We start from the raw sequence: 17,097 nt of genomic DNA, 5'->3' as shown, positions 1-17,097 counted from the left end.
CATGACCACTTTCCAGCTTCCTCCAGATCTCAGCGGTGAAGTCTTGGTTGCCGGCGCCGGTGTTTCCGGCGTGGGCTGTGCCCGGATGCTGGTTCAGCTGGGTGTGAACGTTAGCGTCGCCGATGACAATGAAACCGCCCGGCTGCGCATTGCAGAGGCGCTGGGGGTGTCCCACCTCAGCGTTGCTGATGCGAGGACGCGGCTGCATGATTTTTCCATGATCGTCACCTCACCAGGGTGGAACCCGCGGACCCCGCTGCTGGTAGCTGCTGGCGAGGCGAACATCCCGGTGATCGGCGATGTTGAGCTAGCGTGGCGCTTAGATCAAGCAGGGGCATTCGGGGAGCCACATACCTGGGTTGCTATTACCGGGACCAACGGCAAAACCACCACTACTGCGATGACCACTGCGATGCTGCAGGCAGGTGGTATCAAAGCTGCGTCCGTCGGCAATATTGGCGTCGCCATCGGAGATGCTCTACAAGCCACCGATCGTATCGACGTCTTGGTTGCGGAACTTTCCAGTTTTCAACTCCACTGGTCTGACACGCTGCGTCCGGCCGTCGGGTGCCTGTTGAATATTGCCGACGACCATATTGATTGGCATGGATCTTTCCTCGAGTACGCGGCCGCGAAAGCTAAAGTCTTGCTCTCTGAAGTTGCCATTTTTGGCGCGGATGATGCGGCGGTCCTGGAACAGGTCGCGCTTCTGAGGGCTTCGCGGCAGCTTGCCGACGTCCGCACTGTCGGATTCACCTTGGCCGAGCCCGAGACAGAACAGCTCGGTGTTGCAGCAGACAAGCTGGTGGATTGTGCTTTCAGCTCCCGTGAGGTTTTGGCCCCTGCCACAGAGATCTCTCCTGCAGGTCCTGCCGGGCAACTCGACGCCTTGGCAGCAGCCGGTATCTCTCGGGCGCTCGGTGTGTCCGGAGAGGCTATCGCCCAGGCACTGGCCGGTTTTGAGGTATCTGGGCATCGTGGTCAAGTGGTCCATGAGATGGCGGGAGTTACCTTCATCGACAACTCGAAGGCGACCAATCCGCACGCCGCGGACACCGCGATGCGTGGGCTGGAGAGCATTGTGTGGGTAGCTGGCGGACAACTCAAAGACGCTGATGTCAGCGAATTGGTGACCAAGCACGCGGCTCGCATCAAGCATGCGGTGCTGCTGGGCGTCGATAGGCGAGTGCTTGCCGACGCCCTCACTGCCGTCCGCCCAGACTTATCGATCACGCTGATCGATACCGCGGAGCCCGCAGCAGCGATGGAGCAAGCAGTAGCAGCCGCGGCCACGGTGATGGCTGCCGGCGATACTGTGTTACTAGCGCCAGCGGCTGCCTCACTGGACATGTACAGCGGAATGGGGCAACGCGGAGACATGTTCGCCGCCGCAGCCCAAGCCTTGAGCAAGCCAAGCGAGAAGGAGTGAGCCCATGACCGCGACGAACGTGAACCCCCGCCAGGGCCTATGGCAGAAGATCACAGGCATCGTGGCGGACTTGAATGCCCGGCCCTTGGCCAACTACACCATGATCATGATCTCCGTAGCTTTCCTTACGGGGCTGGGAGTGATCATGGTGTTCAGCTCTTCTATGACCTGGTCGGTTGTCGATGGTAGCTCGGTGTGGGATACCGCGATCCGCCAGGTTCTCATGGTCATTATTGGTTTGTTCGTCATGTGGGCGGCTATGCGTATCAAGCCTGCTTCCGTGCGTCGGATAGCGCCGTGGTTGATGCTCATCGCAGTCATTTTGTTGGTCGCAGTGCTCATTCCAGGCATCGGTACCGGTCGCGAGGAAGTGGGATCGCAGTCCTGGATCGTGCTGGGGCCGTTGCGCTTGCAGCCCTCCGAGTTCGCCAAGGTAGCGATCGCGATTTGGGGTGCGGCTTTCCTCGGAGTTCCGGATGAACAAGTCTCTGCGAACCGGCGATTCATGCTGTTTACCGGTGTAGCTGCACTCATGGTGTTGCTCATCGCCGCTGAGGGCGATGCTGGTATGGCGTTGACCTTCTTCATGATGGTGGGCATCGTAGTGTTTTTCGCTGGCATCGACTGGCGTTACCTAGTTGCCGCAGGCGGATTGGCAGCGCTCGGCGCCGTCGCTCTGATGATGGGAGGCGGTTTCCGTTCCCAGCGTTTCACCGTGTACTTCGATGCCTTGTTCGGGCGTTTTGAAGATACCCATTCCAATTCTTTCCAGTCTTACCAAGGCTTTCTCTCCCTAGCGGACGGGTCAGCGTTTGGTGTTGGTCTGGGGCAGTCGCGCGCAAAATGGTTCTACTTGCCGGAAGCGAAGAACGACTTCATCTTCGCGATTATCGGTGAGGAAATCGGGCTGTGGGGCGGCGCGCTGGTCATCCTGGCGTTTCTGCTGCTCGGTTTCTATGGCATCCGTTGCGCGATGAACTCCCACAACAAGTTCATGAGCCTGCTGGCAGCCTCGCTGACGGCCAGCGTGGTGGCGCAGGCATTCATTAACATTTCTTATGTAATTGGGCTCGTCCCGGTCACCGGCATTCAGCTGCCGATGCTTTCTGCCGGAGGTACTTCGGCGATCATCACCCTCGGTTCCATGGGGTTGCTAGCGAGCTGTGCACGCCACGAGCCGGAAGCGATTTCGGCGATGCAAAACTATGGTCGGCCGTTGGTGGATCAGCTGTTGCGTCTGAAGGAGCCGAAAATCCGGGATGTGGAAATCGGTGCGGGAGATAGTTCCACTCGGGCTAAGAGCAAAGAAGCTCCGCGCCGGGAACCGGTGACGCGTCGAGTCAGTGATCGTGACCTCGAGCCACGTGGAGTGCGCGGTGGTAGCGTCGACTCCAGAAGCGAACAACGCAGGCAAAGTCGGCGTCAGGAGACCCGCACTCAGCGTGGCGATGGGGTGCGGCAGACACCGCTCCGACAGGAGGGTTCGCGAGTGGCACAGCCTAAGAATCAGCAGCGACCTGTTCGGAAGAGGAAAGGATAGCTATGGCCAAGTCAGGATTGTCAGTAGTTGTTGCCGGCGGTGGCACCGCCGGTCATATTGAGCCTGCGCTTGCCGTCGCAGACGCACTCGTCACCGAGCATGATGCCAGGGTGGTCACCCTGGGTACTGCTAAAGGTCTCGAGCGTGAGCTTGTCCCTGCGCGTGGCTTCCAGCTGGAGCTAATTGACCCGGTGCCCGTGCCACGTAAACCTGGTATCGCCCTGGTCAAACTGCCGTTCCGCGTGCTGCGTGCGGTAAAGCAAACCCGGGAGATCCTGCGCCAAGCCGAAGCCGACGTAGTGGTGGGATTCGGCGGCTATGTTTCCGCACCTGCCTACTTGGCAGCCAAGCTAAACAAGATTCCTTTTGTCATCCACGAGGCCAATGCTCGTGCAGGTCTGGCTAACAAGCTCGGTGTCTGGCTGGGAGGTACCGGCCTGAATGCGGTAGCTAACTCTGGCATGAAGGGCAAGGTAGTCGGTGTGCCGATCCAAGCCTCCCTCACAGAGAAAGCCTCCTGGGAAAAGCGTGCAGCCGGATTCGCGAAGTGGGGGCTTGACTCCAGCAAGAAGACTTTGCTTGTCACTGGCGGTTCGCAGGGTGCACGTTCAATCAACCAGGCGCTGCTGACGGCTGCTCCAGAAATCGTTGCGGCCGGATTCCAGATCCTCCATGCTTATGGCAAAAAGAACAGTGCCCCGGAGAGCTTCCCGGGTTACGTCCCGGTGCCATATATCGACACGATGGATTTGGCCTACGCTGTGGCTGACCTCGTGGTGAGTCGTGCTGGTGCGATGACCGTGGCTGAGGTTACCGCGGCGGAAATCCCAGCTTTGTATGTGCCTCTGCCACACGGCAACGGTGAGCAGGCGCTCAACGCGATGCCGGTGGTGGAGGCTGGGGGAGCGCAGCTTATCGACGACGCTGAGCTCACCGGCGAGAAGCTGGCGGAAAGCGTCATCGCATTGCTTCGCGACGACGATCTTCGCTCTCACATGATCCGCGCTGCGCAATCCACCGGATTTGGGCAGGCAGCAACAGAAGTGGCAGGCATCGTTGCTGATGTTGCTTCTAACAAAAAATAGTTATCACTCTTAGTTAGATTGGATTCTCAAGCACCGTGAACGCCCCCATTGACCTTTCTCGAGTCCACCTCATCGGCATCGGTGGCGCTGGCATGTCCGGTTTGGCCCGTATCCTATTGGATCGCGGGATGACGGTTACCGGATCCGATGCCAAGGATTCTCGAATCATATTGGCTCTTACTTCGGCGGGGGCCAAGGTTGCGATTGGCCACGCTGCCGAGAACCTTGAGCTTTCGGGTGAACTGCCGACGGTGGTGGTGACGTCCTTTGCGGCGATTCCGCAGGATAACCCGGAGTTAGCAGGTGCGCGGGAGGCCGGAATTCCGGTAATTCGGCGTTCTGATCTGCTGGCAGAGCTCATGACTGGGTACAAGCAAGTATTGCTGGCCGGCACGCACGGCAAAACCTCCACTACCTCGATGACCGTCGTCGCAATGCAGGCGGCAGGCCTGGATCCTAGCTTTGCTATCGGTGGCCAGCTCAGCAAGGCGGGCACCAACGCGCATCACGGCACCGGAGATGCCTTTGTGGCAGAAGCCGACGAGTCGGATGCTTCGCTGCTGCGCTATGAGCCCTATGTTGCCGTAGTGACCAACATCGAGCCAGATCACTTGGACTTCTTTAAGACCCACGAAGCCTACTTCCAGGTATTTGATGACTTTGCAGATCGCATTCCCGCTGGCGGAACCTTAGTTGCCTGTCTCAATGATCCCCACGCCGCCGCGCTGGCTGTGCGGACGATGCAGCGGGGCATCGCAGTGCTCGGCTATGGCACGAGCGAGGCTGTCGCGAACTATCCCGAGGTGCCGGTGGGGGTGGAGATCACCAACCTAGCGGCCACTGACTTTGGATCCGCAGTGCGAATGCGTGTGGCGGGCCAGGATCTGGACGTTGATCTGCATATTCCGGGTGCGCATATGGCACTTAATGCGGCGGCCGCTTTGATATCTGGGATCCTGGTCGGGGGCGATGCCGAAAAGCTCGCCGCTGGGCTGACGGAATTTACCGGAGTGCGTCGTCGCTTCGAGCACCGCGGCACCATTACTGCGGGTGAGTTTGCCGGAGTCCGCGTGTTTGATGATTATGCTCATCACCCCACTGAGGTTGCTGCAGTGTTGGAGGCTTCCCAGCAGAAGGTAGCTGCGGAGGGCGCTGGGCGCGTGCTGGTGGCGTTCCAGCCACACCTCTACTCGCGCACCATCGAGTTCGCGGAAGAATTTGCCGCCGCACTTTCCTTGGCGGATGAGGTTGTGGTGCTGGACATTTATGGTGCTCGAGAGCAGCCAGTAGCAGGTGTGAGCGGTCAGCTCATCGCAGAAAAGGTGACCAAGCCGGTGCATTATGTGCCGGAGTTTGATCGGGTTGCCACGGTAGTACGTGAGATTGCGCGCCCAGATGATTTGATCTTGACTATGGGGGCCGGGAGCGTGACTATGGCGGCGCAAGCGATCCTGAATGAGCTGGCCTAGATGAAGAAGTCCCGCAAGTTGGGCCTGGGAATTGGCCTTGGAGTGAACTTGGTGGCGGCGCTTGCCGTCGTCGCAGCGCTGTTTCTACCTTTGTTTCAAGTGGCAAAGATTGAGGTGAGCGGCAACAGTCACACCGCAGTAGAGGAAATCGACGCCGCGAGCAGCGTTGCCCTTGGCACGCCATTGATTCGGGTAAACACCACTACTGCGGCTCACAATGTGGCGCAGCTGCCCTGGATTGCCAAGGTGTCCGTCGATCGGGCGATGCCGGACACCGTCAAGGTGACAGTGGAGGAGCGTCAGGCGCTGATGTTTGCGCGTCGCAGTGACGGGGAGCATCTTTTCGACGCAACGGGTCGGCCTTTCGTTATTGAGACGCCGCCACTGGGCTGTACGGAAGTAACCGGCACCAAAGAGGATGACCCGGTGTTGTTTGCTGACGTCGCCACGGCGATCACCGCCTTGGACCCGGGGGCGCGCGAGAAACTAGAACGCGTGGACGCTCCGAACCGCTTCGAACTTCGCCTGCATTTTGCAGGTGGCAAGGAAGTCTACTGGGGCTCCACCGAGCAGGCGCATGACAAAGCTAAGGCAACCTCTACGGTGATTCAGCGGGATGGCGCGCGCTGGAATGTCAGCGCGCCAGGGATGGTCACCGTCCTTCCCTGATCGGGAAGAAAGAGCACGTCAAAACCCTAAACCTCTAGTTGAGGGTACCGACACGCCAAGAGAAATGTCCCCACATTTTTGGCGAGTTTCTTAGAAGATGGAAAGCACAAACGCTTAAGGTCGGCTTAGCCCGGCGCGAAAGCATTTAAACCACACAACTCTGGCGCGAGCATCCGGAAACTTCGAAAGGCGAGACGAGAAGCACATGACCTCTCCGAACAATTACTTGGCCGTTATAAAGGTCGTCGGTGTCGGCGGCGGTGGCGTTAACGCTGTCAATCGCATGATTGAAGAAGGTCTGAAGGGTGTCGAGTTCATCGCCATCAATACTGACTCTCAGGCGCTGATGTTCTCCGACGCAGACGTGAAGCTAGACATTGGGCGCGAAGCCACTCGTGGCCTGGGCGCTGGCGCAAACCCTGAGGTTGGTCGGGCATCTGCCGAGGACCACAAGTCTGAAATTGAAGAGACCCTCAAGGGTGCTGACATGGTGTTCGTCACCGCAGGTGAAGGCGGCGGCACTGGTACTGGCGCTGCCCCGGTAGTGGCGAACATTGCTAAGAAGCAGGGCGCGCTGACTGTTGGTGTGGTTACCCGGCCGTTCAAGTTCGAGGGACAGCGTCGCACCAAGCAGGCTGTCGAGGGCATCGATGCGCTCCGCGAGGTGTGTGACACTCTCATCGTGATCCCGAATGATCGCTTGCTGCAGCTCGGCGATTCCTCGCTGTCCATGATGGATGCGTTCCGCTCTGCCGATGAGGTGCTCTACAACGGCGTTCAGGGTATTACCTCCCTGATCACCACCCCGGGCATGATCAACGTCGACTTTGCGGACGTACGCTCCGTGATGGCTGATGCTGGCTCCGCTCTCATGGGCATCGGTTCTGCACGCGGCGAGAACCGCGCGCTTACCGCTGCCGAGCAGGCAATCAACTCGCCACTGCTCGAATCCACGATGCAAGGTGCCAAGGGTGTGCTGTTGTCCTTCGCTGGTGGCTCCGATTTGGGTCTCCTCGAAGTTAACCAGGCCGCTGAAATGGTCCAGCAGCAGGCCGACCCTGAGGTCAACCTGATCTTCGGCACCATCATCGACGATAACCTCGGCGACGAAGTTCGAGTGACTGTTGTCGCAGCCGGATTTGACGGCACCGCTAACAACACCGCGAACGTCAACGCTGCGGCAGGCGCGCAGCAGCCACAGGCAGCCGCTACTCCGGCACCTGCAGCAGGTTCTACCTTGTTCAATGAGGCTCCTGCCGAGCAGCAGTCCGCGGCCGAGTCTTCCCGGGAAGAGTCCGATTACGACCGTCGTGCAGATGCCGCCCGGCATCGTCTCGAAGGGGAGCGCGGTGGCATGTTCACCGATTCCCGCGATCGCGACTACCGCCGGGATGAGCGTCGGGATTCCCGCGACTACCGCAGGGATGACCGCCGGGATGAGCGTCGGGATGACTTCGGCGATGATGACCTAGGAGTCCCAAGCTTCTTGCGCTAGTACCATAGGGCGCATGGCCCTTTCTGAAGATTTCCGCCCCGTCCGCAAGGTTTTCACCAACCGTGCGGGCGGGGTTTCTGCGTCCCCTTATGAGTCCTTTAACCTTGGCGATCATGTTGGTGATAACCCAGCTGATGTCGCCGCCAACCGAGCGCGGCTGGCCCGTGTGTTGGAGCTGCCGCAGGAACGACTGGTGTGGATGGAGCAGATTCACTCCAACAACGTCACGGTAGTAACAGGACCATCCGCGGATCCGGTCGAGGCGAGCGATGCCGTGGTGACGATGCAGCGCGAATTGGCCCTGGTGGTTCTAACTGCTGACTGTGTGCCGCTGTTGCTTTCCGACGACCATGCCGGCGTCATCGCAGCAGTGCATGCGGGTCGCATGGGGGCGCGCAACGGGATCGTGTTGAAAACGCTGGCTGCGATGCAGGACCTTGGAGCGCAGCCACAGCGCATCCATGCGTTGATGGGCGCAGCTGCCTCCGGGAAGAACTACGAGGTTCCCAAAGCAATGGCGGATGACGTTGAGACCAAGTTGCCGGGGAGTCGGGTTCGCACGGCTAAGGGAACTTGGGGCATTGATGTGCGTGCCGGCCTGGTGCGCCAATTGCTGTCCCAAGGGGTGACGGCTATCGACGCCGATCCGCGCTGCACCATCGCGGACGAGAGCTTCTTTTCTTATCGAAGGGAAGGCACTACGGGGCGGCAAGCGGGTGTCATCTGGTTGCCTGCGTTATGAGTCGCGCGGCGGAGTTAGCGGCCAATCTGGCTGCAGTGCGGGAAAGAATTGCCATTGCGGAGGCTGCAGCTGGGCGAACCTCCGGGGAAGTACAACTATTGCCGGTGACTAAGTTTCATCCGGCGAGTGATCTAGCTGAATTGATCCGCCTTGGGGTTAGCGATGTTGCGGAGAACCGGGAGCAAGAAGCCCGGGAGAAGGCAGCTAGTTGTCCTGCGGCTCGGATTCATATGGTGGGCCAAATCCAGACGAAGAAGGCCAATTCTGTTGCCAGGTGGGCTGCGTGTGTGCATTCAGTGGATTCCCTGAAATTGGTACAGGCTTTGGACCGTGCGATGGGGCTTGCAATCGAGCGCGGGGATCGTCAAAGCGGGCTGTTGCCTTGTTTTATTCAGCTCAGTTTGGATGGGGATGTTACGCGTGGGGGAATTGAGGTTGAGGGCGTCGAAAAGCTGGCTGCGGCGATGGAAGAATCGTCCCATTTGAGGCTGTCGGGAGTGATGTGCGTGCCACCGAAAGGCTGGGACCCTGCCGAGGCGTTTTTGCAGGCAGTGGCGGTGCGGTCGCGGCTGGAAGGTGCTTTCGGAAGGCCGATGGAATTCTCCGCTGGAATGTCTGGGGATTTGGAAACAGCAATTTCTTGTGGATCGACAATCGTGCGTGTCGGAACGGCGATTTTAGGCACGCGCCAGTTACGGTAAAAACCACAAACGCTGCACATCACGAAACCATCACCGCAAAGGAAAAACACATGTCGAGTGTTCGCAAGTTCAAGGAATTTTTCGGTCTGGCACCTTTCGAGGGCGAGGACGAGGCGTACTACGCCGATGAGCATCAGTTCGCTACCCCTGCCTACAGTGCAGAAGCAACCGCGCGTGCCTATGAGCCAGCTCCGCGCGCCTACGCCGCTAGCATCGTGCGCGTTGTTCTGGAATCCTTCGATGATGCTGCCGAGATCGGCGAACCATTCCGCGACGGCGACGCTGTTGTTTTTGACATGGTGGGAATCCCACAAGCCGATGCGCGGCGCATCGTTGATTTCGCAGCTGGTCTGTGCTTCGCACTGCGTGGCCGGATGGAGCAGCTGGACAAGCGCATCTTCGCTATCGTTCCTGAGAACGCTTCCGTGACCAACTACGAGCTTGATCGGGCAGCGCGTCTGCGCTAGGCGCTTTTCGACGCCTTTGATGACGTCGCTGTGCAGCGACCTATCTTCACCTAACCCCAGTCTGAAAAGGCTGGGGTTTTGCCATTGGTGGTTGTGTTAATCTAATGCGATTGAACAGTGTTTAATTCTGCAAAGGAACCCCTATGCCACAACCTCTCGATGTGTTGATAATCGGCGCCGGCATTTCAGGAATCGCACTCGGTTGTGAGTTAGCGAAGCTTCCCAGTTTGGATTTTAAAATCCTGGACAAGAGAGAACGAGTCGGAGGGACCTGGGATATTTTCACCTACCCAGGCGTACGCAGCGACAGTGAAATGGACTCCTATTGCTTCTCCTTCGAGCCATGGCGGGGGAGCCGGCCCTTGGGTAAGGGGGCGGAGATCCGCAACTACCTCGAGCAGACAGCGCGAAAGCATGGCTTGCTCGAACGAATCGATTTCGGGGTCCGTGCCACCCGCGCGACTTGGTCCTCCGCAAGCAGCACGTGGACGGTCCATAGTGACCGAGGGGCCTACGAGGCCCGCTTTCTGCACGTGGCAGCAGGCTATTTCGACCAGGAACACGGCTATATTCCGGACTTTCCCGGCCGGGAAACATTCCGCGGATGCATCGTTGAGCCACAGCGATGGCCAGCGGATCTGGCCTGGCAAGGCAAAGACATCGTGGTCATCGGTTCTGGAGCTACCGCCGCCACAATAGTACCCGAGTTAGCGCAGGCGGCTAACGTGACCATGCTGCAGCGCACGCCAAGTCACATGGCGCCACTGCCGAACCACCAGCCTTTTGATGCGCTGAACACCAGCGCGCGGGTGCGGCGGGCCCGCGCGATACTGGGCAACCAACTGATCATTCGCGCAGCTCAGCATTTCCCCGCCCTGACAGCTAAGGCCCTGAGCTCGCTCCGTGCCCGACTCCTCCCGGAACCGCTGCGTCACCACTTCGAGCCGGACTATCCGGTGTGGGAGCAGCGAGTGTGCCGCATCCCAGATGGTGACCTCTTCCGTATGTTGGCCGCGGGAAACGCACAGATTCTCACTGACACCGTGGCACAGTTCACCCCGAGTGGAATTCTTACGGGATCCGGAGTGGATGTGCCCGCTGACATCATCGTGCTAGCTACTGGCCTGCAGCTCCAGGCGCTCGGCGGCTTGACATTGGAGATGGATGGGACGGCGGTGGACGTCGGCACGCGGGCAGCCTACCGTGGCACCCTGCTTGCGGACGTACCTAACCTCACCTTCACCCTGGGATACGTCAATGAATCCTTCACCCTCCGTGCTGAACTCGTGGCGGTCTATGTACGCCGCCTCGTGGCGCATATGCGGGCAGGCCGTCTTCCGGTAGTCCGGGCTAGTGGCCAGCCGCGGGGTAAACGCAAGCGGATCATTGACCTGAATGCAGGTTATGTCCAGCGCGGCATCGCTGCCTTTCCCTATGTCACCGACCAAGAACCTTGGGCGCTGCACAATGACCATTTCCAGGAAATGCGCGCTTTTGGTAGCGATGAATTCTCTGGTCTGGACTTCGGCTTTCAGCGACTCGGCACCCAGCAGCTGCGGGCCCGGATCTACGGTCCGGCAGACGGGCATCCCATCGTATTAATTCACGGCATCGGACGCAGCCTAGAGGACTTTGATCAGCTGGATGTTCCAGGCGCGCGACTCATTGCGCTCGATCTGCCCGGGTTCGGGGACACTGCGGCACTAGCCAATCCCACGATGTCGGGGGTAACCGCGGCGGTGTGGGATGCCATCGATAGCCTCCAACTGCCAGGGAAAATCACCCTAGTGGGGAACTCTTTAGGCGGCGCGATCGCCATGCGGATGAGTATCCAACGTCCGGATAGTGTGGAAAGGGTAGTGCTGATCGCGCCCAGCGGCTTCAGTGAAGAAATAACCTCCTCCGTGGCACTGGCGGCGGGTAAAGCTGGGCCCGCGCTGCTGGAGATCATGGGTGGGCCGATGCTCCGGAAAGTGGAAGAGACAGTAGTGGCGGATAGCTCGCTAGTAGGCGAGTATCGCCTGCGCATTGGGCGTCGTAACGCGCGACGACCTGACCACGTCCGCACCTTCATCGCCCTGTCCCGCGAGCTGGTTGCCGTCCCAGCACAGCAGCGGACGGGCGTGGCAGCATCATTTGCAGCACTCAACCTGCCCGTGGACCTAGTGTGGGGCAGTGCGGATGCTGTGCTTGAAATCGGACAGCTCGCACAAGCCCGGGCACTTTTGCCGCAGGCCAGCGTGCATGAATTCCCAGGAGTGGGGCACATTGTCCAGCTGGAGCGCGCGTCCGAAGTATCTCAGCTCCTGCAAATGCGCTAGTGTCGTGCACGTGAATAGCATTACCGCGATCTTGGCGATGATCCTGCAGATCTACTTGTATCTGCTGATCATCCGAATCATCATCGAAATGATCCAGTCATTTTCCCGGCAGTTCCGTCCGCCGCGCTGGTTTGCACTCATCGCCGAGCCAGTGTTCATTGTGACGGATCCGCCGGTAAAGGCTTTGCGACGTCTCATTCCGCCAATTCGCACGGGTGGTGTGGCGCTTGACGTGTCGATCCTGGTGCTATTCATCGGACTGCAGTTGCTGATCGCAGTGTTGCACATGATCTAAAACTCGCATTAGATTGCCGGGCACGGGCGATTTAAAGTGAGTTTCTGCGATGAAAATGATAAATTCAAACTGCGTTTTGCTGTTGCGGTAGATTAAGTACTTTCCGGCATTAGTCGGGGAATCGCTACCGTGGCTTAAGAAAAGTAACTAAACTGTAAAGAAATTTGCTGTGGGGACTTCCTGCAGCGTGCCTCCAATTCCAGTTGGGGGCTGCAAATTATCGCGAAGGGAACGGTCAATGCCGCTGACTCCAGCTGACGTGCACAATGTCGCTTTTAGCAAGCCTCCAATTGGCAAGCGTGGCTACAACGAGGACGAAGTTGATCAGTTCCTCGATCTCGTCGAAGACACTCTTGCACAGCTGCAGGAAGAAAACGACGATCTCCGAACCAAGGTAGAAGGGTTTGAGAAGGATGGCGGCAAGGCCCCATCCGTCGCACCTGCCACCAAGGATGTCGACGTAGCTGCCATCGAGAAGAAGGCAGCGGCTGAGGCCGAGGCCAAGATTCGTGCGGAATACGAAAAGAAGCTCAACGAAGCACAAGCAGCTACCAAGTCCGCACAGGATCAGGTCAAGAAGGCACAAGACGAGGCTAAGAAGGCGCAGAGCGAAGCACAGGCAGCCCGCGCTGAAGCTGAGAACGCCAAGAAGTCTTCCGCTAACAAGTCTGCTGCTCCAGCCGCTGCTGCAGTTGCCGGTGCAGGCGTTGGCGCAGCTGCAGGCGGCGCCGCAGCTGGTGCTGATACCCACATGCAGGCAGCCCGCATCCTCGGCTTGGCACAGGAGATGTCTGATCGTCTCACCAGCGAAGCCCGCGAAGAGTCCAAGTCCATGCTGGACGAGGCACGTGCCGCCGCTGAGAAGACCATCAACGATGCGAACTCCGCTTCCGCTGCGACCCTGGCCGAGTCCCGTTCACAGGCTGACAAGATCATCGCCGATGCAACTCAGCGTTCCAACGCAATGCTCGCCGACGCTACCGCTAAGTCCCAGGCCCAGATCAAGCAGGCTGAGGACAAGGCTAACGCACTGCAGGCCGACGCAGAGCGCAAGCACACTGAGACCATGGCAACGGTCAAGCAGCAGCAGAACGCCCTGGAAGGCCGTATCTCCGAGCTGCGTACCTTCGAACGCGAGTACCGCACTCGCATGAAGACGCTGCTTGAGACTCAGCTGGAAGAGCTGGTCTCCCGTGGCCCAGCCGCACCGAATGGTGGCGCTGAGAACCAGTAATTGCAACCTCATCTCCCTCTTGCTCTAGACTTAGCTCTTGGCGCAAGAGGGAGATCTTGCGTTTTACTACCGTGTTTCTTGGAAGGCACCATGACTCTGACCACTTTGATTCTCGCCCTCGCTGCATTTGCTGCGTTTGTTGCTGGCGTTGTCACCGGGGACGTGCTGTGGTACATGCTCGTGATTATCCTGACCATCACAGGGTTGATCCTGTGGGTGATGGACTTGCGTTCTAAGAAGCGCTAACTTTCAGCGATCAGTTATACTGAGCCAAACAAGCAAAGATCCGGCCATCACCGGGGAGCTTTCCGGAAGAACGGCCTCACAGGGGCCCAGTAGAACCGGACGGGTGGGACCGTGAGATACCTTTTCGGCCAATAAAGTGGGTCCGCTGCAAATGTGTAGCTGGCCAAGCAGGGTGGTACCGCGTCCACATCGGGCGTCCCCGCGGCAGAAGATGAACTTAGCTGCTAGGAGCCACTTTATGAACAACACGGGCCGCGTTTACCCCCGCGAAGACCTATCAGGCGGAACCAATCAGTTCCCACAGATGGAACAGCAGGTTCTTGATTTCTGGGCCAAGGATAAGACTTTCCAGGCCTCGCTAGACAATCGCGACGGGGCTGGGGAGTACGTCTTCTACGACGGCCCACCGTTCGCTAACGGACTGCCACACTACGGGCACTTGCTCACCGGCTACGTAAAAGACATCATCCCGCGTTACCAAACCATGCGCGGCAAGAAGGTCGCACGCGTCTTCGGCTGGGATTGCCACGGCCTACCAGCGGAGCTGGAAGCTGAAAAGCAGCTCGGCATCAAGACCGGTGAGATCGAAGGCATGGGTCTGGCCAAGTTCAATGACTACTGTGCTACCTCGGTGCTGAAGTACACGGAGGAGTGGAAAGAGTACGTCACCCGTCAGGCACGCTGGGTGGACTTTGAAAACGGCTATAAGACCATGGATACGGACTTCATGGAGTCCGTCATGTGGGCGTTCAAGGAGCTTTATGACAAGGGCCTGATTTACCAAGGCTTCCGGGTCCTGCCTTATTCCTGGGCGGAGCAGACCCCACTGTCGAACCAGGAGACCCGCCTGGATGACTCTTACAAGATGCGCCAGGATCCAACCCTCACGGTCACCTTCCCAATCACCGCTAAGGTCGCTGGTTCCGCGGCTCCGGATGCGCTGATCGGTACGAGTGTCCTGGCTTGGACCACCACGCCGTGGACCTTGCCTTCTAACCTTGCGTTGGCAGTTCACCCAGAGGTGACTTATGCGGTCGTTGAGGTAGGGGAGGACGGTCTCGCAGAGTTCCGCGGTCAGCGACTGCTGCTTGCCGAGGCTCTCATCGGTGCACACGAGAAGGAACTGGGCACCGAACACACCGTGGTTGCTACCTACCAGGGCGCCGAATTGGAAGGCCTGAGTTACCAGCCACTCTTCGAATTCTTCCTGGACCAGCCGAACGCTTTCCAGATCATCGTTGCTGACTATGTCACTACCGAGGACGGCACCGGCATTGTCCACCAGGCCCCCGCCTTTGGTGAGGACGATATGTTTGCCTGCGCCGAATACGGCATCGAGCCGGTCATCCCGGTCGGCATGGATGGAAAATTCACCTCCCTGGCGGCTCCTTACCAAGGCCAGCTCATCTTCGATGCGAACAAGCAGATCATCAAGGACCTCAAGGCCGCTGGGCGCGTGCTGCGTCAGGCAACCATCGAACACTCCTACCCGCATTCCTGGCGTTCTGGCGAGCCGCTGATCTACATGGCGCTGCCGTCCTGGTTCGTCGCTGTCACCAAGTTCCGTGATCGCATGGTGGAGCTGAACAAGGAGGGCATCGAGTGGATGCCGGAGCATATCCGCGAGGGTCAATTTGGTAAGTGGCTGGAAGGCGCCCGCGACTGGAACATCTCCCGTAACCGCTACTGGGGCTCACCGATCCCAGTGTGGATGTCCGATGATGAGAACTACCCACGCGTAGATGTCTATGGCTCCCTGGACGAGCTGGAGCGCGACTTTGGCGTGCGCCCGCAGTCCCTACACCGCCCATACATCGATGAGCTGACCCGCCCGAACCCAGACGATCCGACGGGCAAGTCCATGATGCGCCGCGTCCCAGAGGTTCTGGACTGCTGGTTCGAATCTGGCTCCATGCCGTTCGCCCAGAAGCACTACCCGTTTGAGAACAAGGACTGGTTTGATACCCACGCGCCAGCTGACTTCATCGTGGAGTACTCCGGCCAGACCCGTGGCTGGTTCTACACCATGCACGTGCTCTCCACCGCGCTGTTCGACCGTCCTGCCTACTCCAAGGTGGTTGCCCACGGCATCGTGCTTGGCGACGACGGATTGAAGATGTCCAAGTCCAAGGGCAACTATCCGAACGTCAACGAGGTGTTCGATCGGGACGGCTCCGACGCAATGCGTTGGTTCCTGATGGCCTCGCCAATCCTGCGCGGCGGCAATCTAATTGTCACGGAGCAGGGCATCCGTGAGGGCGTGCGCCAGGCCCTGCTACCGATGTGGAATGCGTACAGCTTCCTGCAGCTCTACGCCTCCAAGCCGGCAACGTGGCGGGTGGATTCCGACGACGTGCTGGATCGCTACATTCTGGCCAAGACACACGACCTTGTCGCTGGAGTCCAGGCTTGCTTGGACGGCACTGATATCGCGAGCGCCTGCGACCAGGTACGTGTGTTCTGTGATGTGCTGACCAACTGGTACGTGCGCCGCTCCCGCGACCGTTTCTGGGCTGGCGATGAAGCCTACCCGGCTGCCTTCGATACCCTCTACACGGTGCTGGAGACGCTGACTCGGGTAGCTGCTCCGCTGCTGCCGATGGCTACGGAAGTCATCTACAAGGGGCTGACCGGGGATCGTTCTGTACATCTCACGGATTTCCCGAATCCGGCGGACTACCCAGCTGATGCCGATCTCGTCGAAGCGATGGACGGCGTTCGTAGCGTGTGTTCCGCAGCGTCTTCTGTGCGTAAGACCAACAAGCTGCGTAACCGCTTGCCGTTGCCGGCGTTGACCGTGGCTATGCCGGGCTCGGATCGACTCGCGGATTTTGCTGCCATCATTCGCGATGAAGTTAACGTGAAGGATGTCCAGCTGTCCGATGACGTTGACTCCGTGGGCCGCTTTGAGGTCGTCGTTAATGCCAAGGCCGCCGGGCCCCGCCTGGGCAAAGACGTGCAGCGTGTGATCAAGGCCGTTAAGGCCGGTGACTACACCCGCTCCGGCAACGTCGTGCTTGCCGACGGCATCGAGTTGCATGAGGGGGAGTTCACCGAGCGTCTTGTCGCCGCGAACCCGGAGTCCACCGCGCAGGTCGACGGTTTCGGCGGTTTGGTTTCCCTAGACATGACTGTCACAGAGGAACTGGAAGCTGAGGGCTGGGCTGCTGACCTCATCCGTGGTTTGCAGGATGCCCGCAAGGCGGCGGACTTTGACGTCACCGACCGGATTTCCGTAGTTCTCAGTGTGCCGGCAGAGAAGCTGGAATGGGCGCAGCGTCATGCTGAGCACATTGCTGCCGAGGTGTTGGCGACTTCCTTCGAAGTCGGTACCGACGCTGTTGAGGGCGCTGAGGTGCTCAAAGGTGTGACCGCCAGCGTGGCAAAGGCTTAACGCTCTATCC

Annotated in this window: 14 protein-coding genes; all 14 read left to right on the top strand. The window is 59.1% G+C overall.

Annotation, left to right across the window (positions count from 1 at the left end; genetic code table 11):
- Position 1 precedes the first annotated feature (1 nt).
- The 14 genes from murD to ileS all read left to right on the top strand — a co-directional run bounded on the left by murD (position 2) and on the right by ileS (position 17,087).
- Positions 2-1,429 carry a UDP-N-acetylmuramoyl-L-alanine--D-glutamate ligase gene (murD, locus tag WG915_RS09665; protein WP_339565173.1) on the top strand — a complete coding sequence of 476 codons (1,428 nt, stop codon included), beginning with the start codon at positions 2-4 and terminating at the stop codon, positions 1,427-1,429.
- A gap of 4 nt (positions 1,430-1,433) precedes the next feature.
- Positions 1,434-2,969: an FtsW/RodA/SpoVE family cell cycle protein gene (locus WG915_RS09660; protein ID WP_339565172.1), complete on the top strand. Its 1,536-nt coding sequence runs from the start codon at positions 1,434-1,436 to the stop codon at positions 2,967-2,969.
- A complete protein-coding gene (gene murG / locus WG915_RS09655) occupies positions 2,966-4,054 on the top strand; it encodes an undecaprenyldiphospho-muramoylpentapeptide beta-N-acetylglucosaminyltransferase (protein WP_445227822.1) in 1,089 nt (362 codons plus the stop codon). Before WG915_RS09660 ends, murG begins: the two co-directional genes overlap by 4 nt.
- A 92-nt stretch (positions 4,055-4,146) precedes the next feature.
- Positions 4,147-5,523, top strand: coding sequence for a UDP-N-acetylmuramate--L-alanine ligase (gene murC, locus WG915_RS09650; protein ID WP_445227821.1), 1,377 nt, complete (start codon positions 4,147-4,149; stop codon positions 5,521-5,523).
- Complete coding sequence (locus WG915_RS09645) at positions 5,524-6,192, top strand: cell division protein FtsQ/DivIB (RefSeq protein WP_339565170.1); 669 nt, start codon at positions 5,524-5,526, stop codon at positions 6,190-6,192. It abuts the gene before it with no gap.
- Between the two features lie 205 nt (positions 6,193-6,397).
- Positions 6,398-7,687, top strand: a complete 1,290-nt coding sequence (gene ftsZ / locus WG915_RS09640) for a cell division protein FtsZ (protein WP_339565169.1) — start codon at positions 6,398-6,400, stop codon at positions 7,685-7,687.
- A 13-nt stretch (positions 7,688-7,700) separates the two neighbouring features.
- Positions 7,701-8,429 (top strand): peptidoglycan editing factor PgeF, encoded by a 729-nt coding sequence (gene pgeF, locus WG915_RS09635; RefSeq protein ID WP_339565168.1) that lies wholly within the window; start codon positions 7,701-7,703, stop codon positions 8,427-8,429.
- Complete coding sequence (locus WG915_RS09630) at positions 8,426-9,130, top strand: YggS family pyridoxal phosphate-dependent enzyme (RefSeq protein WP_339565167.1); 705 nt, start codon at positions 8,426-8,428, stop codon at positions 9,128-9,130. Before pgeF ends, WG915_RS09630 begins: the two co-directional genes overlap by 4 nt.
- Positions 9,131-9,180: 50 nt before the next feature.
- A complete protein-coding gene (locus WG915_RS09625) occupies positions 9,181-9,597 on the top strand; it encodes a cell division protein SepF (protein WP_339565166.1) in 417 nt (138 codons plus the stop codon).
- A 143-nt stretch (positions 9,598-9,740) separates the two neighbouring features.
- Complete coding sequence (locus WG915_RS09620; RefSeq protein ID WP_339565165.1) at positions 9,741-11,918, top strand: alpha/beta fold hydrolase; 2,178 nt, start codon at positions 9,741-9,743, stop codon at positions 11,916-11,918.
- 10 nt (positions 11,919-11,928) lie between these two features.
- A complete protein-coding gene (locus WG915_RS09615) occupies positions 11,929-12,213 on the top strand; it encodes a YggT family protein (RefSeq protein ID WP_339565164.1) in 285 nt (94 codons plus the stop codon).
- Positions 12,214-12,451: 238 nt separating this feature from the next.
- Complete coding sequence (locus tag WG915_RS09610; protein ID WP_339565163.1) at positions 12,452-13,447, top strand: DivIVA domain-containing protein; 996 nt, start codon at positions 12,452-12,454, stop codon at positions 13,445-13,447.
- A gap of 90 nt (positions 13,448-13,537) precedes the next feature.
- Positions 13,538-13,693, top strand: coding sequence for a hypothetical protein (locus tag WG915_RS09605; RefSeq protein WP_339565162.1), 156 nt, complete (start codon positions 13,538-13,540; stop codon positions 13,691-13,693).
- A gap of 238 nt (positions 13,694-13,931) precedes the next feature.
- Entirely contained in the window at positions 13,932-17,087 is a 3,156-nt protein-coding gene (ileS, locus tag WG915_RS09600) for an isoleucine--tRNA ligase (protein ID WP_339565161.1), read from the top strand.
- Positions 17,088-17,097 lie beyond the last annotated feature (10 nt).

This window comes from Corynebacterium sp. H128 (assembly GCF_037482625.1).
GTDB lineage: Bacteria > Actinomycetota > Actinomycetes > Mycobacteriales > Mycobacteriaceae > Corynebacterium.
Note: the sequence above shows the minus strand (reverse complement) of the source record. Positions and strands in the feature narration are given on the sequence as shown.

Coding starts and splice junctions, on each gene's coding strand:
- murC (WP_445227821.1), top strand. CDS start 4,147: ATGTCCGGTTTGGCCCGTATCCTATTGGATCGCGGGATGACGGTTACC.
- WG915_RS09660 (WP_339565172.1), top strand. CDS start 1,434: ATGACCGCGACGAACGTGAACCCCCGCCAGGGCCTATGGCAGAAGATC.
- WG915_RS09610 (WP_339565163.1), top strand. CDS start 12,452: ATGCCGCTGACTCCAGCTGACGTGCACAATGTCGCTTTTAGCAAGCCT.
- WG915_RS09630 (WP_339565167.1), top strand. CDS start 8,426: ATGAGTCGCGCGGCGGAGTTAGCGGCCAATCTGGCTGCAGTGCGGGAA.
- ftsZ (WP_339565169.1), top strand. CDS start 6,398: ATGACCTCTCCGAACAATTACTTGGCCGTTATAAAGGTCGTCGGTGTC.
- WG915_RS09620 (WP_339565165.1), top strand. CDS start 9,741: ATGCCACAACCTCTCGATGTGTTGATAATCGGCGCCGGCATTTCAGGA.
- WG915_RS09605 (WP_339565162.1), top strand. CDS start 13,538: ATGACTCTGACCACTTTGATTCTCGCCCTCGCTGCATTTGCTGCGTTT.
- murD (WP_339565173.1), top strand. CDS start 2: ATGACCACTTTCCAGCTTCCTCCAGATCTCAGCGGTGAAGTCTTGGTT.
- WG915_RS09645 (WP_339565170.1), top strand. CDS start 5,524: ATGAAGAAGTCCCGCAAGTTGGGCCTGGGAATTGGCCTTGGAGTGAAC.
- pgeF (WP_339565168.1), top strand. CDS start 7,701: ATGGCCCTTTCTGAAGATTTCCGCCCCGTCCGCAAGGTTTTCACCAAC.
- ileS (WP_339565161.1), top strand. CDS start 13,932: ATGAACAACACGGGCCGCGTTTACCCCCGCGAAGACCTATCAGGCGGA.
- WG915_RS09625 (WP_339565166.1), top strand. CDS start 9,181: ATGTCGAGTGTTCGCAAGTTCAAGGAATTTTTCGGTCTGGCACCTTTC.